Source organism: Bosea beijingensis (genome assembly GCF_030758975.1).
GTDB lineage: Bacteria > Pseudomonadota > Alphaproteobacteria > Rhizobiales > Beijerinckiaceae > Allobosea > Allobosea beijingensis.
Map to the genome: position 1 here is coordinate 3395770 of NZ_CP132359.1, position 20393 is coordinate 3416162.

Below are 20393 nucleotides of genomic sequence, written 5' to 3' on the forward strand. Positions count from 1 at the left end.
GATGGCGGGCGTCAGAGCTCCAGGTTCTCGTCGAGCAGGTCGGCCGAGAGCGGGAAGCGGAATTCGGCGGCATAGCCGCCGTCGAAGCGACGCACGACACGGGCCGGGGTCGTGCCCAAGCGAACCGGCGTGTTGATCGGCAGGTCGAGATCGCTGGAGAAGGCGGTGCCCGACAGCGAGATATCGATGATGCGCACGATATGCTCGACGCCGTCATCCATCACCAGGGTCGAGCGCGGATTGCGCGGCACGATGCGCTCGTGGCGCCGGTCCTCGGGCAGGCCGAGCTCCTCGCGATTGGCGAGCCAGGTCAGTTGCGCCGTGAATTTCTCGCGCTTGCGGCTGGTCGCGGTGATCGTCATCGCGAAGCCTTCGGCCGTGGTGCGGACGCAGGTACCCTCGATGCGGCCGAGATGCTCGAGATAGACGATGACGCGCTCGCCGGGCCTGGCCTTGGCCGGCGCTGCGAGATGAACGCCGCCGGGCGAGATATCGATCGACTGGCAGGGGTATTCCATGCGGTTCGGCAGCATGTAGCGGCCCAACAACACCACTTTCATACGGTAATGCCGCCTGCGCTCGGCAGGGTAGGCAGCCGCACGGGGCGTTTTGAGCGCGCTCAACATCAATAACCGACCTAGATTCCTTGATAATCCTAGGCCGGTTTCGGTTAACGTATCGTTCCGATCAAGCCCGCCCGCCCGGTAATACCACGAGACGGGGCGGTTCAACACGGCGCTGCGCGGCGGGTGGGCGTGCGGCTGCCGCGGGCCAGAGCATCCTGAGCGAGATCATCCGCATCGATTCGATCGTGTCGAGGCCGAGCCAGTCCGGCGACAACGCGGGCGAGAGCGCGCCCAGGACGCGGGCATGGGTGCGGCCCCGATAGCGCAGCGGCAGCAGCAGCAATTCGAGATAGATCGGCGTGCCGGTCACCGATTTGCCGGAGAGACCGGCGACCGCGCCTGCGCTCTCGTCCATGACGGTCTGGACGAGGCGGCGCATGTCGCCCTGGGCCTCGACATCGGCCCAGAGCGCGGAGAAGGCGCGCCCGCGGAGTTCCTGGCCGATCAGGGCGCAGAGCCGCGTCCCCGCGAGCCGGAAGACCGGGCCGATCGGCTCGTTCTCCAGCACGAAGGTATCGGCAAGGGCATGCCGCAAGGCGCCGGGCTCGATCTCGCCGCGCTCCGGCGCAGCCCGGTCGCCGCGCAACCCGTCCCAATATTCGAAAACCAGACGTGTGCTCGCGTTCTTCATCCTGTGCCCATATCGCCCGTCTGTCTCTCCCTGGAGCGGTCCGGCGTCCGAAGACGGTGCGGATCCGTTCGAAAGGAGGACGAATCAATCTCTTGGAAGACCGCTGACGCATTCGCCGTGCCGTCTTGCCACCCCGTGCTGAGTCGGGGGAGGCGGCAGGGGCGTTAGGGTTAATCAAGTCTTACGATTGTGGATGATCGTTAAAATGCGCATGAATCGCTCCGGAATTCGCGGATGGCGACGGCCTTTCGCAGAACGAGGTGGAGGGGGGCGTGAGCCAGCCGTCCGGCATGACCGGGCGGCCTCACAGCCGGCGAAAAAGGGGACGGCGCGAGCTGCTCCCCTTTTTCGTTGAATCCCGGAGCGCCGGCCGCTTGCGCCGCGCCGGCGCTTCGGCAAGTGTGACGGCCGCATGGCTTCCCAATATTCTCCCCCGCCGGGGCGCGAGCCCGTCTTCAACCTGCCTTCCGTCGTGGTCTGGCTGCTGGCGGTCCTGGTCCTGATCCAGGCTGGCCGCGCGCTGCTGTCCGACTATGGCGACTACGAGCTGATGTCCTGGTTCGCCTTCGTGCCGGCGCGCCTGACGCTCTGGCTCTCGCCGGGCCGCATCGACGATGTTGTGGGCGCGATGGCGCAGGCCACGGCCGGACAGGACGTGGCCGAGCGTCTGCAGCTCGTCAGGATCCTGCTCGCGGATGGCGGCGTCCGGCTCTGGACCGTCCTGACCTACGGCTTCCTGCACGGCTCCTGGCTGCATCTCGTCTCCAACGCTGTCTGGCTCGCGGCTTTCGGCAGCCCGGTCGCGCGGCGGCTCGGGCCGGGGCGCTTCCTCAATCTGATGGCTCTGGCCACCATCGGCGGCGCGTTGCTGCACTGGTGGTCGCGCGATCTGGACGTGCTGCCGCTGGTCGGCGCCTCCGCCGGCATCTCGGGCGCGACGGCGGCGGCGGTCCGCTTCGTCTTCGCGCCGGGCCTGCGCTTCGGCGAGCTCGGCGACGATGCGGTGGTGCGGGCTATCCCCGCCGAGCCGCTCGGCCAGCTCTGGCGCAACTCGCGCGCGCTGCTGTTCATCGCGATCTGGTTCGTGACGAACATCCTGTTCGGTGCGGGGCTTGTGCCGATCTTCGGCGAAGAGACCAGCATCGCCTGGGAGGCTCATATCGGCGGCTTCGTCGTCGGGCTTCTGCTGTTTCCGCTGCTCGATCGCGGGCAAAAGGCACGCTGACGCCGGCGGTCGGCCCGTATCCAACGCTCTTTAGAACCGTTTCGGAAACCTTGCCTGCGCCAAGGTCTTCGCCCACACTCGCCTCATTGCGAAGCACTTCCCGAGCCGGCCCGGCATGAAGAGTTTTGCCGGCCCTCGCGAAGTTCCAGCGAAACCGCGCGCCGGCGACGGCGCGCCTGCGAGGAGGAACGGTCCATGAATGTCGAGCAGTTGCTGAGCGGCAAGGGGCACGATGTGATCTCGGTGCAGCCGCATCGGACGCTGGCCGAGGCGATCCGGACTCTCAGCGAGAAGCGCATCGGCGCCGTGGTGGTCATGGGAGCGGACGGAGCGCTGGTCGGCATTCTGTCCGAGCGCGACATCATCCGGGCTCTGGGCGAACTGGGTGCCGGCGCGCTTGAGAGCGCGGTCTCGCGCTCAATGACCTCGAAGGTCGTGACCTGCCGGCCGCAGACCAGCGTCGACGAGCTGATGGAGATCATGACGACCGGCCGTTTCCGTCACGTGCCTGTGGTCGAGAACGGCCGCGTCACCGGCCTCGTCTCGATCGGCGACGTGGTGAAGCACCGGGTCGCAGCGATCGAGGCCGAGAGCCAGGCGATGCGCGACTACATCGCGATGGCCTGACGGGATGCAAAAGCCCTGGAGGGCGTCAGCTCTCCGGCGCGATATGATTGGCGGCGACGAGCGCGGCGATGTCGTCGAGCGACCGCCGCGCCGCCTGCCGCCCGAGTTCGATGGTCTCGCCGGCGCGGTGGAAATCGAACAGGCCGATGCGGCCAAGCTTGGGGCCGATCATCACGTCGGGCGGATCGCCAGCCAATCGCGAGCGCGAGATGCGGTCCTGCGTGATGTTGAAGGCATCGATCATCACGCCAGCGAGGCCGGGGCGGTTCTCGGCCGGGCGGCCGACGATGTTGCGGACGCGCTTGGCCGCGCCGCTGATCCCGTCATACCAGCGTGGCTCCGGCTCGATCCGTAATTCCGGCACGAGCGGGTCGGGATCGGAGCTCTGGTCCTGGATGGTGGTGCCGCGGCCGGTGAGGTCGCTGTTGAGGTTGACGCAGATCACGACATCGGCGCCGAGCGCGCGCGCCGCCGTGACCGGAACCGGATTGACCAGCGCACCATCCATCAGCCAGCGCCCCCCGAGCTTCACGGGGTCGAAGATGCCGGGCAGGGCATAGGAAGCGGTCAGCGCCTCGACCAGCGGGCCATGGGTCAGCCAGATCTCATGGCCGAAGCCGAGCTCGGTCGCGACGGCGACGAAGCGGTGGTTCAGATCCTCGATCCGGAGGCCGTTCAGGTGCTGTTCGAGCAGGCGCTTCAGGCGTCCGCCGGAGATAAGGCCGGCGCCGCCGATATGGAAATCCATCAAGCCGACGATGCGGCGCTTGGTCATGCTGGTGGCGAACTCGCTGAGCTCGGGTAATTTGCCGGCGGCGAGGCAGCCGCCGACCACGGCGCCGATCGAGGTTCCGGCGATGACATCGGGCGCGAAGCCGGCTTCGATCAGCACTTCCAGCGCGCCGATATGGGCCCAGCCGCGGGCCGCGCCGCCGCCGAGCGCGAGGCCGATCTTCGGCCTGACCAGGGCAGGCTGCCCCTCGATCGGGCGCATATCGTTCATTACGGCACCACCTCCGCCGAGACCAAAGGCTCGCCGCGCGACACCATCCCACCGCATGGGCTCGTCCCTCCGTGGATCAAGAGGGTGTCAGAAGCCGATGAGCGAAAGATGAACGGCCAGCCTTTGGCGATTATCGCCTGTATTTGACGGATCCGTGAAGGCCTGCCGGCGGCATCGCCGATGCGTGCCGGGTTCAGCCCCGTCAGTCGCAAACGATCAGCGGCTTGCCCGCCTCGCCTCGCAGCGGCTGCACCCGGTAGAAGCAGGAACAGCGCCCGGTATGGCAGCAGCCGCCGTCCCCGGCGACCTTCACCTTGATCCAGAGCGCGTCCTGGTCGCAATCGACCCGCATCTCGACGATGGTCTGGATCTGGCCGGAGGTCGCGCCCTTGTGCCAGAGTTCCTTGCGGGAGCGCGACCAGTACCAGGCCTCACCCGTCTCGATCGAGCGCTTGAGCGCCTCGGCATTCATGTGGGCGACCATCAGCACCGCGCCGCTATCGGCCTCGGTCGCGACGACGGTGACGAGGCCGTTCGCGTCGAAGCGGGGGCTGAGCACCGTGCCCTCCTCGAGGACGTGCTTGTCAGGCGCGGTGGGGAAAAGGCTCATCTCGGCTCCGGTTAAAGGCGGTCACTATGACGCGCCTTGTAATGAGAGTGCCAGGAGCGGCTAACGGAGCCGCCAAGTGGTGCAGACAGCTATCGCAGACCCGTGGTCGGAACCACCCTTGTCATTCCGGGGCTTCGCGCAGCGAAGAGCCCGGAACCCACGACCGGGCGAGCGGCTGACAACCCGGCATAAAATGTCTCACCCGGTCGTGGGTTCCGGGTTCGCGCCTGCGGCGCACCCCGGAATGACAAGAGCGGAGCGAAACCCGCGTGACCAAGCGTCAACAGCGCCTAAAGCCCCGGCGACTTCACCATCGTGAAGAAGCGGACCTGCTCGGCCGGGTCGTCGCGAAACACGCCGCGATATTGCGTGGTCATCGTCGAGGAGCCCTGCTTCTGCACGCCGCGCATCGACATGCACATATGCTCGGCCTCGACGAGGATGGCGATGCCGCGCGGCTCCAGCGCTTCCTCGATCACATCGGCGATCTGGGCCGTCATCGTCTCCTGCGTCTGGAGACGACGGGCATAGACATCGACGATGCGGGCGAGCTTCGACAGGCCGACCACACCCTTCGACGGGTAGTAGCCGATATGCGCCTTGCCGACGAAGGGCACCATGTGATGCTCGCAATGCGAATAGAACGGGATGTCGCGGACGAGGACCATGTCGCGATAGCCTTCGACCTCCTCGAACACGCGGTCGAGGATATGGTGCGGGTCCTCGGCATAGCCCTTATAGAATTCCTTGTAGGCCTTCGCGACGCGACGCGGCGTGTCCGTCAGGCCTTCGCGGGAGGGATCGTCGCCCGCCCAGAGCAGGAGCGTGCGGACAGCAGCCTCGGCCTCTTCCTGCGTGGGCTTGCGGACCAGAAACTTGTCAGCGGAGGGGCCAACGGCCCCCTCGACGGACAAGGACTTAACCACAGGGATCATGTGGTGCCTCCCGTTGGGACGATGAAGGCCTCGCAAGCCGCCCTTTCGGGGCCGCGGCAGCGAAGCCGGTGCGACAAGTTTGATGCCTCGCGGCGGAAGAGGTTCCCATGCCCTCCCGTTTTGCGACGATCAACCCTATATTGGATCTGCGTGCCGGTCATTCCAGACCGGCGAGAGATCGAGCCATGCTGGACGACGTCTACAACAAGCGCATCCTCTCGCTTGCCGCCAACATCCCCCTGCTGCAGCGCCTGCCGTCGCCCGATGCGACGGCGCGCGCGCATTCGAAGCTATGCGGCTCGACCGTGACAGTCGATGTCACCATGGTGGGGGATGTCGTCACCGGCTTCGGCCATGAGGTGAAGGCTTGCGCGCTGGGGCAGGCCTCGTCCTCGATCATGGCGCGCCATGTCGTCGGCTCGACGGCTGCGGAATTGCGCGCGGTGCGCGAGCAGGCCCACGCCATCCTGAAGGACAATGCCGCGCCGCCGGAGGGGAAGTGGGACGACCTTGCCGTGCTGGTGCCGGTGCGCGACTTCAAGGCGCGCCATGCCTCGACGATGCTGACCTTCGACGCGGTGGTCGATGCGATCGACCAGATCGAAGCCAAGCGGCGCGAGGCGGCAGCCTAGAGCCCGCTCACTTCACGCCGAAGGCGGTGCGGATTTCCGGGACGGTCTCGTCGTAACGCACCTTGAAGGCCCGGTCCGCGAGCAGGGCCTTGGCGACGGCGCGCCCGACCTTGTCGCCGGCGACGAGGTCGCTGGGGTAGTGGAAGCCGCAGATGAGACGGCTCTCGCCATAGCTCTTCACCCGCTCTTCCAGCTTGTCCGAGAGCTCGGGGGCCGCCGCTTTCAGGAGTTCGGCATAGAGCGCCGCCGTGGCGGCATGGCCGGACGGGAAGGAGGTGCCCTCCGGGCGGGCACCGGGGCAGGGCTTGATGCGGACCTTGGCCCAGACGGAGAAGGGCCGCTGGCGGCTGGTGAGGCGGTGGACGCTCTTCAGGAGGATGCCGAGCTCGACCTGCGCCTCGCGGAAGAGCAGCCGGACCTCGCGATGCGTGCCATCGATATAGCCGGTGTCCATGCCGTTCAGGAAGTTGACCAGCGCGACGCGCTGGTCGGCGATGGCGGCCTGCTCACGCTCTGGCGTGCGGTTCAGCGCGATCTGCTGCACCTGCTCGAACTCGGCCTTGCCCTCGGGGCTGTTCTGCGCCGGCGGCAGGCCGATGATCTTGGCGATGTCGAGCTTGGCACCGTCGAGCCAGAGCAGGTAAGGCCGTTGCTGGGCCGAGGCTGGCATGGCGAGGCCGAGGCCCACGGCCAGCCCGGCACCGAGCAGGGCCTTGCGAATGAGGGCTTGGCGAAAGCGAGCGGCGCGCATCATGTGTCCGGTATCGAGCAAGGGAAGCGGTTCTGGTTGTGGCTGAACGAAACGAAGCAGACGATCTATTCCAGCGTCTCTTTGTTAAGCAAAGATTTTCGCTGCTGCGAAGCGTCGCGCTTTTCCCCAGAAAGACCGCACATTTTGCCATCCGCGGCTATCAACTGAGCCTTTCCATGCTGGTCGGGCGGCATTGCCGGCACTGGCCGAGCTGCTCGGCCTATACCGACGAGGCGATCCTGCGCTACGGGCTGTGGCGCGGCGGCTGGGTCGGTTTCGCCCGTATCTGCCGCTGCAATCCATGGGGCACGAGCGGCGTCGACATCGTCTGCGAGGCATTGCCGCCCGCGGCGAGGTGGTATAGGCCATGGTCCTATGGCCGCTGGCGCGGGACAAACGTGCCGGCGGCTTTCGATTCCGACGCCGAACCGACTGCGGGCGACGGGACGTAAACCTCACATTCGCAGCCGGTCTGACTTACGGGGTCCGTATCCCCGAGTGAGCAGGAGCACGATCGATGACGATCTCCCTGACATTTCCCGATGGCGCCAAGCGCGAATTCCCCTCCGGCATCACCGGAGTCGAGATCGCCAAGGGCATCTCTCCCTCCCTCCTGAAGCGCACCGTCGCGATGGCGCTCGACGGCACTGTCGTCGACCTCGCCGACCCGATCACTGCTGACGCGAAGATCGAGCTTCTGAACCGGGAAGACCCGCGTTCGCTGGAGCTGATCCGGCACGACACCGCCCACGTCCTCGCCGAGGCCGTGCAGGAGCTGTTTCCCGGCACGCAGGTGACGATCGGCCCGGTGATCGAGAACGGGTTCTTCTACGATTTCGCCCGCAACGAGCCCTTCACTCCGGAGGACTTTCCGGCGATCGAGAAGAAGATGCGCGAGATTATCGCGCGCGACAAATCCTTCACCAAGGAGGTCTGGAGCCGCGACAAGGCCAAGGATTTCTTTGCCGCCAAGGGCGAGGCCTACAAGGTCGAGCTGGTCGATGCGATCCCCGCCGACCAGACGCTGAAGATGTATGCTCAAGGAGCGTGGATCGACCTCTGCCGCGGCCCGCACATGACTTCGGTCGGCAAGGTCGGCAACGCCTTCAAGCTGATGAAGACGGCCGGCGCCTATTGGCGCGGTGACTCCAACAACGCGATGCTGACCCGCATCTACGGTACGGCCTTCGCCAAGCAGGAAGAGCTCGACGCCTATCTCAAGCAGCTCGAGGAGGCGGAGAAGCGCGACCACCGCAAGCTCGGCCGGGAGATGGACCTGTTCCATTTCCAGGAGGAGGGGCCGGGCGTCGTGTTCTGGCACTCCAAGGGCTGGCGCCTGTTCCAGGAGATCATCGCCTATATGCGCCGGCGCCTCGCCGCCGACTACGAGGAGGTGAATGCGCCGCAGATCCTCGACAAGTCGCTCTGGGAGACCTCGGGCCACTGGGGCTGGTACCAGGACAACATGTTCGCGGTGAAGTCGGCCTCGGCCTTCGAGAACCCGGCCGATGCCGAGCGCGACCATCGCGTCTTCGCGCTGAAGCCCATGAACTGCCCGGGCCATGTCCAGATCTTCAAGCATGGTCTGAAGAGCTATCGCGATCTGCCGATCCGGCTTGCCGAATTCGGCAATGTCCATCGCTACGAGCCGTCCGGCGCGCTGCATGGGCTGATGCGCGTGCGCGGCTTCACGCAGGATGATGCGCATATCTTCTGCACGGAAGAGCAGCTCGCGGCCGAGTGCCTGAAGATCAACGACCTGATCCTGTCGGTCTACGAGGATTTCGGCTTCACCGAGGAGCTCGTGATCAAGCTCTCGACGCGGCCCGAGAAGCGCGTCGGCTCCGATGCGGTCTGGGACCATGCCGAGCAGGTGATGACCGGCGTGCTGGAGCGGATCGCCAAGCAGTCCGGCAACCGGATCAAGACCGAGATCAATCCGGGCGAGGGTGCCTTCTACGGGCCGAAGTTCGAGTATGTCCTGCGCGACGCCATCGGCCGCGATTGGCAATGCGGCACGACGCAGGTCGACTTCAACCTGCCGGAGCGGTTCGGGGCCTTCTATATCGGCGCCGACGGCGAGAAGAAGCAGCCGGTCATGGTCCACCGCGCCATCTGCGGCTCGCTGGAGCGCTTCACCGGCATCCTGATCGAGCACCATGCCGGGCATTTCCCGCTCTGGCTGGCGCCGGAGCAGATCGTGGTCTGCCCGATCACCTCGGAGGCTGACGCCTATGCCGAGGACGTGACGATGGCCCTGATGGGTGCGGGTCTGCGCGCTCGCGCCGATCTGCGCAACGAGAAGATCTCGTACAAGGTGCGCGAGCATTCTCTGGCCAAGGTTCCGGTCATCCTCGCCGTCGGCAAGCGCGAGGCCGAGGAGAGGACGGTGACGGTCCGCCGCCTCGGCAGCCAGGCGCAGACGGTGATGACCCTCGACGAGGCTCTCGCGGCGCTGGGCCAGGAGGCGCTTGCGCCTGATCTGGCGCGCAAGAAGGCTGTGAAGGCGGGCTGACGACCTGGCGCCCAACGGTTGTCATTCCGGGGCGCGCGTCAGCGCGAACCCGGAACCCACGACCGGGTGAACTGCTCGTGACGGGTATCGGATGTTTCACCCAGCCGTGGGTTCCGGGTTCTTCGCTTCGCGAAGCCCCGGAATGACAGCCGTTTTTTGCTCGCCCCTAGCGAATCCCGGCCCTGCCGTGGCAGATTGCCGGCAATGCTGACAGGCTCCTATCGCAAGCGGCTCGAAGCCGATCTTCCCCGCTGGGTCGCAGAGGGCTGGCTCAGCGCCGAAAATGCCGGCGCGATCCGGCGCTCGGTCGCGCGCGAGCAGGGCGGCATCCGCCTGCCGGCCGTAATCGGCCTGCTCGGCGGTCTGCTGATTGCGGCGAGTGTCGCCGCCTTCGTGGCGGCGGGCTGGGAGGCCATCCCGCGCCTCGTCAAGCTCGGCATGATCCTCGCGGCGATCGCTATCTTTATCGCCTATGCCTTCCGGCTGGAGCGGCAAGGTTCGCCGCGCGGCGCCGATGCCGCCGTGACCTGCGGCGTGCTGATCTTCGGTGCAGGCTTGGCACTGGTCGGGCAGATGTACCATCTCCCCGCGGACTGGCCGGGCGGGGCCCTGCTGGTCGCGCTCGGCGGCCTGATCGCCGCCGTCCTGATGCGCTCGAACGGCGCGCTGGCGATCGCGCTGATCGCGATCTGCGCCTGGAGCGGCGGGCGCTGGGAGGAGGCGCGCAGCGGCGCCCATCTCGGCTTCTTCATCCTCTATCTGCCGGCGCTGTGGCTCTCGCTGTCGCGCGACAACCGGCTGGTCCATCATCTCGTCGTGCTGGCGGCTGCGGCCTGGCTCGCGATGGCGCCGGGCTACGGCCTGTTCGACCGTTTCGACTACGGACTCCTGGCCTATGGGCTGGCGCTCGCCGTGTTCTATGTGGCGCTGGGCGCGCTGGCGCTCGACCGGGGGCTGCCGTCGGTGCTGACCGCCTGCCTGCCATGGGGGCTGCTCGGGCTGGTTCTCGTGCTGAACACGGAGTTGATCCGCATCCTCGATCGCGATGAGGCGCGGGCAGGTCACGCCTTCCGCTTCGTCTTCCTGGCCTATGCCATCGCGCTTCCGGTCGTCGCCTGCCTGGCGGGCTTCGCGAAGGAGCGGCGCTTCGCCTGGCCGCTGGCCGCCGGGCTCGCCTTCGCATTGCTGGTGCCTGCCGTGTTCTGGACCGGCATCGTCACGGCCATGGCCGGCAAGATCATCGTCGCGAGCCTCGTTCTGCTGGCTGCGACGGCGCTGTTGGTGGCCGGTTCTGTCGGCGGTATCCGGCGGCTGGTACTGGCGGGCTCTGTCCTGTTCGGCGTGGCGATCCTGATCCTGCTCTGGCAGACGATCGGTACATTGCTCGACCAGTCGCTGTTTTTCCTGGTCGCGGGCGCGACCCTGCTGGCGATCGCGTCCGGCGCCCGGCGCCTCTTCGCCCGTCTCAACCCGCCTGAGAAGGAAGCCGCCTGATGCGCGCGCTTTCGGCCGATAGCCTCGTTGCGAAGGTGCCGTTGCCCTGGCGCGCGCTCGCAACCGCGCTGCTGCTGGGGCTCGTCCTGCTCGCGCTGGTCGAGCAGCGGGCGCGCATCCTGCGGGGCGGCACCGAGATCCGGCTGCGGAGTGTGCCGGTCGATCCGCGCGATCTCTTCCGTGGCGATTACGTCGTGCTGAGCTATCCGATCAGCACGGTGGAGACCGATGCCGCCGGCAAGGCCGAGTTCGAGCGCGGCGAGCGGGTCTATGTCAGCCTCGGCCGCGACGAGCAGGGCTTCGCCAAGGCGACCGGCGTCACGCGCGACTGGCCGAAGGCCGGCGACGGCACTGTCGTGATCGCCGGGCGCGTCACCGCGACCTCGGCCTGCGCCACCAATGCGAACGGTGATGTCGATTGCAGCGGCCGGCGCAACCGCCTGCGCATCGCCTATGGGCTGGAGAGCTATTTCGTGCCGCAGGGCGAGGGCAAGGCGATCGAGACGACCGACAAGGCCCGGATCGAGGTCGTGGCCGCCGTTTCGCCCTCCGGAGAGGCCGCGATCAAGCGCTTACTGATCGACGGCAAGCCGGTCTACGCCGAACCGCCCTATTGAGGCACGCCGGCCGCTGGCGCCGCCGCGCTGCGACCTCTTGAAAGCGCGAGCCATCCCGGACGCAGCGAAGCGGAGATCCGGGATCCATGCCTGAACCTTCATCAGAAGCGCTCCGGCATGAATCCCGGTTCAAGCCCGGGATGACTCGCGTGTTTTCCTTGAGCCTCATTGGGCCCGGGAGGCACTCGGCATCACATTGCCGTGTCGGCGCCGCTTCGTCTCAACCCTGCCGCAAAGCCGCTGATGATCCGCCACACGCGCTTGTGACAACACGCCGCGTGACGCGAATCCTCAGGAGTTATATGAACGGCAGATGAACAGGTTCGACAACGAACGTTCATCTTGAGAGCGGCGAGCCGGGAACATGCATCGGCCCACCAGCGTTTCGACCCTGAATTCCGGCCTGCTGAAGGACTTGCGTCCCGTGTCCTCCCATTCTTCCTTCAGGCGCTTCCTGCTTCTCGGCCGACCGGCCGTGGACGCGGTGCTGGCCGCGCCGGGGCGGGATGCGCGGATCGACGTGATCCGTGGGATCGCCCTGCTGATCATCTTCATCAACCACATGCCGGGGAACGTGGTCTCGGCCTATATGCCGCATAATTTCGGTTTCTCGGATGCAGCCGACATCTTCGTGCTGCTGGCCGGCGTCTCGGCGACGCTGGCCTATGGCGGGCTGATCGAGCAGCGCGGCTTCGCGGTCGCAGGGTTGAAGCTCGGCGCGCGGCTCTGGACGCTCTACATCGCCCATCTCGCGGTGTTCATCATCGTCTGCGGCGTCGTCGCCACGGCGGTGACCCGGACGCAGAACCCGCTCTATATCGAGGCCATCAATATCCAGCCCTTCTTCCGCGACACGGTCGAGGCGCTGATCGGCGCGCTGACGCTGACCTACCAGCCGTCCTATCTCGATATCCTGCCGCTCTATATCGTGCTGCTCGCGCTGTTTCCGGTGATCTACTACGCGGCGCGCCTGAGCCCGCTGCTGACGCTGGCTTGTTCGCTGGCGATCTGGCAGGCGGCGCTCGCCTTCGAGCTCAACCTGCCCAACGGCAGCGCGGGCGTCTGGTTCTTCAATCCGTTCGCCTGGCAGGTGGTCTTCACGCTCGGCGTCGTTATCGGCCGGGCGACGCAGTTCGGCATCCGCGCGCCGCGCCTGATCTGGCTCGATCTCGCGGCCGTCGCCTTCATCATCTTCGCCTGGGTGGTGAAGACCTCGAGCGGCAATCCGACCGGTATCGTCTCGCTGAACGACTGGTTCGATTCCGTTCAGCTTGGCTCGGACAAGACCAATCTGGCCTGGACCCGCATCCTGCATATCGCCGCGCTGGCCTGGCTGGCGATCCGCTGGCTGCCGGCCGGCACCGCGCTGGCGAAGGCCGCGCCTGGCCGCATGCTCGCCCATGCCGGGCAGAATTCGCTCCATGTCTTCTGCGTGGGCATCGTGCTGTCGATCATCGGACAGATACTGCTCGCGGAAACATCCTTCGATCTGGGCGTTCAGTTGCTGATATGCGCTGGTGGCGCTACAATTCTGACAGGGTTAGGGATTTTCCTGTCGTGGTACCGTTCGATCACGAAACGCGGCGCAAGCGCCGAGTCTGCCCCGGCCCGTGGCGCGCCGCCGCGGCCGTCCTTCTCCTCGCGCTGAATTCGGAAGCGAGCGGGGCGCCGATGCCGCCGCCGCCCGATACCCGCTGCCGCGCAGAAGCGGCCAAGGCTGCCTTCCAGCCGAGTTTGCCGGCCGCGCGCAAGGCGCTCCAGGAAACCGGCCGCCTGACCGTCGTGGCGTTGGGCTCCTCGGCCACGGCCGGCTCAGGCGCCAGCGCCGACGACAAGAGCTATCCGTCCGTCCTGCAGGCCGAACTGCGCCGGCGCCTGCCGGGTGCCGAGGTCAGGGTCGTCAACAAGGGTGTCGGTGGCCAGTCGGCCTATGACATGCTGCTGCGCATGCAGGCCGATGTCATCGACGAGAAGCCGGCGATCGTGATCTGGCAGACCGTCATCAACGACGCCATCCGCGATATCGGGGAGGACAAGCTCGGCAAGATCCTGCGCAAGGGGGTCGGCAAGGCCCGCGGGGCGGGGATCGAGATGATTCTGATGGACCTGCCCTGGCTGCCGCGCGAAGGGCGCTATCCGCATTACGACGATTACCGCGCCGTGCTGACGAAGACGGCGCAGGACCAGGGCATCTCGCTGTTCCCGCGCTATGCGATGATGAAGGGCTGGTCGAATTCGCGCCAGTTCACGCCGGAGGAGCTTGTGGGCATGGATGGTCTGCATCTCGTCGATGCCGGCTATCGCTGCCTGGCGCTGCGGCTGGCTGACGGGATCGTCGCCGGGATCGGGCCCGTCAGGATCGAGACGGCCGGTAAGGGTGCAAGGCCGACGAACTGAGGGCGGTCAACCCGCCGCTACTTCGCCAAAACCTCGATATCGCGGTCGCTGCCTGACTCGACCTTGAAGTCGCGGGAATAGACCTGTCCCTCCTGCCGGGCGATCAGGACATAGTCGCCTTCCGCCAGGATGACTTGCGGGAAGGCGCCGATCGCCTCGCGGATGACGTCGCCGCCTGGCGTCAGCACGCTGAAGGCGGTGCCGGCGAAGGCTTCGCCGCCGGTATTGGCGACGAGCTTCAGGGTCACCTTGGCAGCGCGGTGATGCAGCGTCGCATCCGTGACCTTGCCGGTCTCGACCTTCACGTCGGCGCGCTGGATCGCGTTGGAATCGCCGTAGGTCGAGACGACGTGATACGTGCCCTCCGGCAGGCGGATGACCTCGCCCGCCTTGGCGCCACTGGTGATCAGGCGGCCTTCGGAGTTGCCCTGCAGGGGCACGAAGACCGAGAAGGAGAGCAGCGGAGCCGGGATCGGCGCATCGCCGATCGAGCCCGCCAGCGAGAGCGCCCCGGCGCTGATCTGGACCTGATCCCGCAAACCTTGCTGGCCGAGGCTGACGCGCTTGGTGCCGCTGGCGAAGCCATAGCCGGCATGGATGATGTAGTTGCCCGCCGGCAGCGAGAAGGCCGGCTCCGGCTCCGAGGAACGCGCGACGATCCGCGGCGAGGCGCCGTCGGCGGTTTCGCTGAGGACGCGCCAGTTCAACCCGGAGCGGATCGGCTTGCGGTCGGCGGCGAACTGGGCGGAGACGGAGAGCCGCGCCAATCCGTTCGGCGCGACCGGCTGGCCCTGCATGGGGGCAGGGGGTGGAGCGTCCGCTCCCGGGCCGGGATCGACAGCCTGGGCACCGGCGAGGTCCGGCGCAAGCAGGACGGCCATGGCGAATGCCACTGCGACAAAGCCGCGAGCTTTAAACCCCTCCAATTCAAGCATGCTTTTCGTCCTCGGCGGCTCTGCGGCGATGTATGAGCAGCTCCGCTTGTCCTCATCATGGCGAAGGAATAGGTCAATTCCAAAGCCACTGTCCGGATGTTTCATGACCGATACGCTCTCTCTGCTCAAGCTGCGTCGCTCCGTGCCGCCGCAGTTCCTCACCGCGCCCGGTCCCGATGGCGCCCAGCTCGACGAACTCCTCGCCATCGCCGCGCGCGTGCCCGACCACGGCAAGCTCGCGCCCTGGCGCTTCATCGTCTTCAAGGGCGCGGCCCGCGAGGAGGCGGCCGAGATCGTTGCACGCATCTTCCGCGAGAAGAATCCGCAGGCGAGCGAGGACCAGGTCGAATTCGAGCGCAAGCGCCTGCTGCATGCCCCCGTCATCGTCGCCGTGGTCTCGCGGGCGCGGGAGCATGCCAAGATCCCGCTCTGGGAGCAGGAGCTTTCGGCCGGCGCGGTCTGCATGAACATGCTCGTCGCCGCCTATGCCATGGGCTATGCCGGCTCCTGGCTGACCAACTGGTTCTCGTTCGACCGGCAGGTGCTGAGCGCCTTCGGCTTGGCGGATGACGAGAGGATGGCCGGCTTCGTCCATCTGGGCACCCCGACCGCGCCAATCACCGATCGCGACCGGCCGGTGATGACCGATATCGTCAGCTATTACGGGACCTGACGCGATGATCTATTCGGCTACGAAGGACGATCTCGGCTTCGCGCATGATCCGTTCAAGGCGATCGTCGCGCCGCGGCCGATCGGCTGGATCACGGCGCTGAGCGCCAGGGGCGAGGTCAATCTCTCGCCCTACAGCTTCTTCAACGCGATCTCGTCGCGGCCGAACATCGTGATGTTCTCCTCGGAGAACAAGAAGGACGCCGTCGCCTTCATCGAGGAGACCGGCGAGTTCACCTGCTCGCTGGTGACCAAGGCGCTGGCGCATCCGATGAACCTGACCTCCGCGCCATTGCCGCGTGGCGAGAGCGAGTACGCCCATGCCGGGCTGGAGATGGCGGCGTCGCGTTTCGTCAAGCCGCCGCGCGTCGCGGGCACGCCGGCCGCGCTCGAATGCAAGCTGCTCTCGATCCAGCAATTGCAGGACCTCGACGGCAACGCCGTGCCACGCTGGATGGTACTGGGGCAGGTCGTCGGAACCTTCGTCGACGACGCCTATGTCAAGGACGGGCGCTTCGACACGGCCGGCGCCAACCCGATCGCGCGCTGCGGCTATGCCGATTATGCCGAGGTGACGAGTCTGTTCTCGATCACGCGCCCGCCGGGCGGGTAGGGGTTCTCAACCCTGCGGCAAGGGGCCCACGGCGCTGTAATCGCCGAATTCCGCCAGCGCCTTGTCGATCGCCTCGGCATCGAGGCTCACGCCGGCCGGCAGGATGAGGCGCGGCGGATCGAGCGTCACCGTAGTGCCGGGCGCGAGCGCCGTCGCGGCGCGCTGGACGCGCGAGGCGCAGCCGCCGCAATGCATGCCTGAAACCTCGAAAACCTGAGTCATTCGAATCGCCTCCGGCCGTTCATTCAGCCAGTTTGCGAGCTCGCGCGACGAGCCGCTGTGCCTTGATCATATGGGGACGATCCAGCATTTCGCCATCGAGCCCGATCACGCCGGCACCGGGATTGGCCTCGAACAGGGCGATGATCTGCCGGGCCTTGGCGAGCGCCGCCGGCGAGGGCGCGAAAATCTCGTTGATCGGAGCGACCTGCGCCGGGTGGATCGCCATCTTGCCGGTGAAGCCGTCGCGGCGTGAGGCGAGGCACTCGGCGCGGAAAGCGGCATCGTCGCGGAAATTGGTGAAGACCGTGTCGATCGCGTCGACCTGCGCCGTCGTCGCGCCGAACAGGGTGAGCGCGCGGGCGAGGCGGTAGGGATCGGCATAGGAGCCGTCCTCCAGCCGGTTGGTCTCGGCGCCGAGATCGGCCGAGAGGTCTTCCGCGCCCCAGGTCAGCGCCATCAGGCGATGCGAGGAGCGGCTGTAGCTGCCGAGCCCGAAGATGCCCTTGGCGTTCTCGGTGGTGATCGGCAGGATTCGCGTCATGCCATCGGGCAGGTCGGCCTCGGCCTCACGCACCGCGATCTTGGCGGCGAGATGGCCGACATCGGTGCCGCCCTCGGATTTGGGCAGCATGATCGCGTCGGGCGCGCCCGGCATGACCGCGTCGAGATCGGCATCGCTCATCCCGGTTGTCAGGCCGTTGATGCGCACGATCAGCAGCGGGCGTTTCGGCAGGGCGCGGGCGGATTCGATGAAGGCGCGGGTGATCTCGCGCGCCTGCGGCTTGGCATCGAGCGCGACGGAATCCTCAAGGTCGAGGATCAGCGCATCAGCGCCGCACTCCAGGCCCTTCTGCTGCTTCTTCGGGCTGTCGCCCGGCACGAACAGGAGCGAACGCATGGATCAGACCGCGACGGTGTCGGGAGCCGGGCGCTTGCGCATGAACGCCTGGCGGCGGCACTGGGCGACCAGCGTGCCATCCTGCTTGTAGGCCTTGTGTACGAACTCGACGATGCCGGCATCGGGCCGTGAGCGCGACTCGCGCTTGGCGGCGATCTCGCTGGTGCAGTTGACCGTGTCGCCCTCGAAGAGCGGGGCGGGGAAGAGCACGTCGGTCATGCCGAGATTGCCGATGGTGGTGCCGACCGTGGTGTCGTTGACGGAGATGCCGATCATCAGGCCGAGCGTGAACAGCGAGTTCATCAGCGGCTTGCCCCACTCGGTCTCGGTCGCACAGAAATGCGCATCGATATGAAGGGGTTGCGGGTTCAGCGTCATGTTGGAGAACAGCATGTTGTCCATCTGCGTGACGGTGCGGGTCAGGCCGTGCTCGATGACCGCGCCGACCTGGAAATCCTCGAAATAGATTCCGCCACGCTTGTGACGCACCAGTTCCGCCATCGACGCCTCCGTCTTCATCAGGCCGGCTGCCGAGCCGGAACCAGAAGTCGTAAAGGGCCGCCTCTTGGGAGGGAAGCGGAAAGCGCGGGCGGCCTTCGGCGTGAGCCGGTCTTAACGGTTCGCTTACCATAATGGAGGCAATTTCGGACAAGGCCCTCGCAATGCGCGTGGGGCCGTCGCCGAAGGTCTCGATGTTCCTCTTCACCACGCCGCAGAGCCAGAGCCGCGAAACGCAGCCAGCGAACCCGGTCGTCAGCGCCATCCGCCAGGGCGCAGAGCGGACGGGGGCGGGGTTCGACTATCTGCTCAAGACGGCGCAGCGCGAATCCTCGCTGGAGCCGACGGCCAAGGCGAGCACATCGAGCGCCACGGGGCTGTTCCAGTTCATCGAGCAGACCTGGCTCGCCATGGTCAAGCAGGAGGGGCCGAAGCAAGGCCTCTCGCAATATGCCGACGCGATCACCGAGAATGGCGGGCGCCTCAGCGTCGCCGATCCGGCGGCGCGCGAGAAGATCCTGCAATTGCGCAACGATCCGCAGGTCGCGGCCGTGATGGCCGGCGCGCTCACCCAGAAGAATCGCGACCAGCTCGCTGGCAGCCTCGGCCGCCAGCCGCAGGCCGGCGAGCTCTATATGGCACATGTGCTCGGGGCGCGCGGCGCTTCCGACCTGATCCGCGCGGCTGCGAGCGATCCAAGCCGTGTCGCGGCGCGGGATTTCCCGGAGGCGGCTGCCGCCAACCGCGGCATCTTCTACGACAAGGCCGGCCGCGCGCGCAGCGTGCAGGAGGTCTATGGCGTGCTGGCGGCGAGCCATGCCAGCACGCAGGTCGCAGCCAATGTGGCGCAGAACGCGCAATCCGGGCAAGCCGGGCAGGGCGATATCCCGGTCGCGGAGATCGCTGCGGCGCTGCGGCCGGAGCGCGCCAAGGGGCTTGTCGGCCTGTTCTCGACCGGCGGCTCGCGCGATCCGGTCTCGAAGGCCGTCGCCAATCTCTGGACGACACCGCCGCGCGGCGGCACGCGCATGGCCTCGCTCGAGGGCGGCGAACGCTATTTCCCGCGCTCCGGACAAACCGAAACCACGATGTCGGATGCCAATCAGGTCGCAGGCGCGGCATCCGTCGGGGCCGCGGCCAAGGCGGTCAATGCGCCGCTGCCGCCATCGCGGCCGAGCGATCTGTCGGTGCCTGATGTTGCGACCTCGCAGCCAGCGGCCAAGCGCCGCAGCGGGCCGCTCGACCTGTCTTCCTTCATGATCCAGCGGAGCGGGGCATGATCGTTCGGCGCTTTCTGCTCTGGGCCCGGACCGCACCGGCGGAGGCCCGCGCGAGCGGTGCCGCCAGTCTGGCGGCGTCCTATCTCGGCTCCGGCATGTCCGATGAGGACCGGCACGAGGCCGAGACGGCCCTGATGGCCTTGATCGATGACCCCTCGCCATTGGTGCGCCGGGCGATCGCCGAGGAGATGGCGCCGTCGATGCGCACGCCGCGCAATCTCGCTCTCAGCCTGATCGCCGACCAGAGCGAGGTCGCCGCGCTCGTCCTGGCGCATTCGCCGGTCCTGACCGAGGCCGATCTGGTCGATGCCGCCGCGATCGGCGATACGCTCGCCCAGAAGGCCATCGCCATGCGCCGCTGCCTGCCGCTCGGCGTCTGTGCCGCGCTCGCCGAAGTCGGCTGCGCGGAGGCGCTCGTTACGCTCGCCGGCAACCGCACGGCCGAGATCCCCGATTTCTCGCTCGAACGCATGATCGAGCGCCATGGCGACAGCGGCGCCCTGCGCGAGGCCCTGCTCGAGCGCGCCGACCTGCCGGGCGGTCTGAGGCAAGCCATCGCGGCCAAGGTCTCCGACACGTTGGCGAATTTCGTCGCGGGTTGCGGCTGGCTGACGCCGGAGCGCAGCGCGCGGCTCGCGCGTGAATCGACCGAGCGGGTCGCGGTTGCGCTTGCCGCCGGCGGCGAAGCCAGCGATGCGCCGGCGATCGTCGAGGTGCTCAGGGTGACCGGGCGCCTGACCTCGGGGTTGATGCTGCGTTCGCTGCTCAGCGGCGAGCCGGCCCTGGCCGAGGCTGCCTTCGTCGCGCTGTCCGGCCTGCCGGAAGAGCGCGTCGCGGCCCTGTTGCGCGACAAGCGCGGCGCGGGGCTCAAGGCGCTCTGTCGCAAGGCCGGGCTGCCGGCTTCGCTGGAGCCGGCCTTCTCCGCCGCCATCCTCGCCCTCAATGCGCGCGGCTTCGACCGCGGTGGAACCGACACCGGCCTCGACCGCGGCCTGTTGCGTGCCGTGCTGATCGCTTGCGAGCGATCGGAAGGGCCTGAGGCTGACGGTTTGATGGGCATGCTGCGCCGGATGGATGCGGAAGCCGCCCGCGAGGAAGCGCGCAGCCTGGCGGATTCGCTGGCGGACGATGCCGCGCTCGCGCTGCTGGTCGAGGCCGATCCGTCCTTCCTGATCGAGCTCGCCGAGAGCGATCTGCGCGACGCGGCCTAGTCG

General features: G+C 67.2%; 23 protein-coding genes. 13 read left to right on the forward strand and 10 right to left on the reverse strand.

The features are described from left to right. Nucleotides 1-11: 11 nt before the first annotated feature. Complete coding sequence (locus Q9235_RS16230) at nt 12-560, reverse strand: PilZ domain-containing protein (protein WP_422678200.1); 549 nt, start codon at nt 558-560, stop codon at nt 12-14. A gap of 127 nt (nt 561-687) precedes the next feature. Continuing rightward, complete coding sequence (locus tag Q9235_RS16235) at nt 688-1257, reverse strand: PAS domain-containing protein (protein WP_306222825.1); 570 nt, start codon at nt 1255-1257, stop codon at nt 688-690. 412 nt (nt 1258-1669) lie between these two features. Here Q9235_RS16235 and Q9235_RS16240 point away from each other — a divergent pair, with 412 nt between their 5' ends. Further along, complete coding sequence (locus tag Q9235_RS16240; RefSeq protein WP_306222826.1) at nt 1670-2482, forward strand: rhomboid family intramembrane serine protease; 813 nt, start codon at nt 1670-1672, stop codon at nt 2480-2482. A 195-nt stretch (nt 2483-2677) separates the two neighbouring features. Further along, on the forward strand, nt 2678-3109 hold the full coding sequence (locus Q9235_RS16245; RefSeq protein ID WP_047578714.1) for a CBS domain-containing protein: 432 nt from the start codon (nt 2678-2680) through the stop codon (nt 3107-3109). 25 nt (nt 3110-3134) lie between these two features. Here the strand turns inward: Q9235_RS16245 and Q9235_RS16250 are convergent, their stop codons facing one another. The 3 genes from Q9235_RS16250 to folE form a co-directional block, all read right to left on the reverse strand. Continuing rightward, nucleotides 3135-4112, reverse strand: coding sequence for a patatin-like phospholipase family protein (locus tag Q9235_RS16250; protein WP_306222829.1), 978 nt, complete (start codon nt 4110-4112; stop codon nt 3135-3137). Between the two features lie 202 nt (nt 4113-4314). Beyond that, entirely contained in the window at nt 4315-4722 is a 408-nt protein-coding gene (hisI, locus tag Q9235_RS16255) for a phosphoribosyl-AMP cyclohydrolase (RefSeq protein WP_306222830.1), read from the reverse strand. A gap of 290 nt (nt 4723-5012) precedes the next feature. Continuing rightward, nucleotides 5013-5657, reverse strand: a complete 645-nt coding sequence (folE, locus tag Q9235_RS16260) for a GTP cyclohydrolase I FolE (RefSeq protein WP_306222831.1) — start codon at nt 5655-5657, stop codon at nt 5013-5015. Nucleotides 5658-5842: 185 nt separating this feature from the next. Between folE and Q9235_RS16265 the strand changes: the two genes are divergently transcribed. After that, the gene (locus tag Q9235_RS16265) at nt 5843-6289 is read left to right on the forward strand and encodes an iron-sulfur cluster assembly scaffold protein (RefSeq protein WP_306222832.1); all 447 of its coding nucleotides are present in this window, start codon (nt 5843-5845) and stop codon (nt 6287-6289) included. 7 nt (nt 6290-6296) lie between these two features. Here Q9235_RS16265 and Q9235_RS16270 read toward each other — a convergent pair whose 3' ends face one another. Continuing rightward, a complete protein-coding gene (locus tag Q9235_RS16270) occupies nt 6297-7043 on the reverse strand; it encodes a phosphatase PAP2 family protein (RefSeq protein ID WP_306222833.1) in 747 nt (248 codons plus the stop codon). 173 nt (nt 7044-7216) lie between these two features. On the opposite strand from Q9235_RS16270, the gene yidD reads away from it, so the two are divergent. The 6 genes from yidD to Q9235_RS16300 all read left to right on the forward strand — a co-directional run bounded on the left by yidD (nt 7217) and on the right by Q9235_RS16300 (nt 14063). Next, entirely contained in the window at nt 7217-7492 is a 276-nt protein-coding gene (gene yidD, locus Q9235_RS16275) for a membrane protein insertion efficiency factor YidD (RefSeq protein WP_210339838.1), read from the forward strand. Nucleotides 7493-7557: 65 nt separating this feature from the next. Further along, on the forward strand, nt 7558-9555 hold the full coding sequence (gene thrS, locus Q9235_RS16280) for a threonine--tRNA ligase (protein ID WP_306222834.1): 1998 nt from the start codon (nt 7558-7560) through the stop codon (nt 9553-9555). A gap of 204 nt (nt 9556-9759) precedes the next feature. Then, entirely contained in the window at nt 9760-11049 is a 1290-nt protein-coding gene (locus tag Q9235_RS16285) for a DUF2157 domain-containing protein (protein ID WP_306222835.1), read from the forward strand. Further along, the gene (locus Q9235_RS16290) at nt 11049-11666 is read left to right on the forward strand and encodes a GDYXXLXY domain-containing protein (RefSeq protein ID WP_306222836.1); all 618 of its coding nucleotides are present in this window, start codon (nt 11049-11051) and stop codon (nt 11664-11666) included. The genes Q9235_RS16285 and Q9235_RS16290 overlap by 1 nt, the downstream gene beginning before the upstream one ends. A gap of 424 nt (nt 11667-12090) precedes the next feature. Further along, nucleotides 12091-13314: an OpgC family protein gene (locus Q9235_RS16295; protein ID WP_306222837.1), complete on the forward strand. Its 1224-nt coding sequence runs from the start codon at nt 12091-12093 to the stop codon at nt 13312-13314. Nucleotides 13315-13337: 23 nt separating this feature from the next. Next, the gene (locus Q9235_RS16300; RefSeq protein WP_306222838.1) at nt 13338-14063 is read left to right on the forward strand and encodes an SGNH/GDSL hydrolase family protein; all 726 of its coding nucleotides are present in this window, start codon (nt 13338-13340) and stop codon (nt 14061-14063) included. Between the two features lie 17 nt (nt 14064-14080). Here Q9235_RS16300 and Q9235_RS16305 read toward each other — a convergent pair whose 3' ends face one another. Beyond that, the gene (locus tag Q9235_RS16305) at nt 14081-14944 is read right to left on the reverse strand and encodes a hypothetical protein (protein WP_306222839.1); all 864 of its coding nucleotides are present in this window, start codon (nt 14942-14944) and stop codon (nt 14081-14083) included. 157 nt (nt 14945-15101) lie between these two features. Between Q9235_RS16305 and Q9235_RS16310 the strand changes: the two genes are divergently transcribed. Both Q9235_RS16310 and Q9235_RS16315 read left to right on the forward strand, forming a co-directional pair. Continuing rightward, on the forward strand, nt 15102-15671 hold the full coding sequence (locus Q9235_RS16310) for a nitroreductase family protein (protein ID WP_306222840.1): 570 nt from the start codon (nt 15102-15104) through the stop codon (nt 15669-15671). A gap of 4 nt (nt 15672-15675) precedes the next feature. Beyond that, nucleotides 15676-16281: a flavin reductase family protein gene (locus tag Q9235_RS16315; RefSeq protein WP_306222842.1), complete on the forward strand. Its 606-nt coding sequence runs from the start codon at nt 15676-15678 to the stop codon at nt 16279-16281. 6 nt (nt 16282-16287) lie between these two features. Here the strand turns inward: Q9235_RS16315 and Q9235_RS16320 are convergent, their stop codons facing one another. Genes Q9235_RS16320 through Q9235_RS16330 form a run of 3 tightly spaced genes read right to left on the reverse strand, consistent with a single transcriptional unit; the run spans nt 16288 to nt 17920 of the window. After that, nucleotides 16288-16503 (reverse strand): heavy-metal-associated domain-containing protein, encoded by a 216-nt coding sequence (locus tag Q9235_RS16320; RefSeq protein ID WP_306222843.1) that lies wholly within the window; start codon nt 16501-16503, stop codon nt 16288-16290. 19 nt (nt 16504-16522) lie between these two features. Further along, nucleotides 16523-17401: an HpcH/HpaI aldolase/citrate lyase family protein gene (locus Q9235_RS16325; protein ID WP_306222844.1), complete on the reverse strand. Its 879-nt coding sequence runs from the start codon at nt 17399-17401 to the stop codon at nt 16523-16525. Nucleotides 17402-17404: 3 nt separating this feature from the next. Next, on the reverse strand, nt 17405-17920 hold the full coding sequence (locus Q9235_RS16330; protein WP_306222845.1) for a MaoC family dehydratase: 516 nt from the start codon (nt 17918-17920) through the stop codon (nt 17405-17407). A gap of 173 nt (nt 17921-18093) precedes the next feature. Here Q9235_RS16330 and Q9235_RS16335 point away from each other — a divergent pair, with 173 nt between their 5' ends. Then, nucleotides 18094-19179 (forward strand): lytic transglycosylase domain-containing protein, encoded by a 1086-nt coding sequence (locus tag Q9235_RS16335; protein WP_306222847.1) that lies wholly within the window; start codon nt 18094-18096, stop codon nt 19177-19179. After that, entirely contained in the window at nt 19176-20390 is a 1215-nt protein-coding gene (locus Q9235_RS16340; protein WP_306222849.1) for a DUF2336 domain-containing protein, read from the forward strand. Before Q9235_RS16335 ends, Q9235_RS16340 begins: the two co-directional genes overlap by 4 nt. Nucleotides 20391-20393 lie beyond the last annotated feature (3 nt).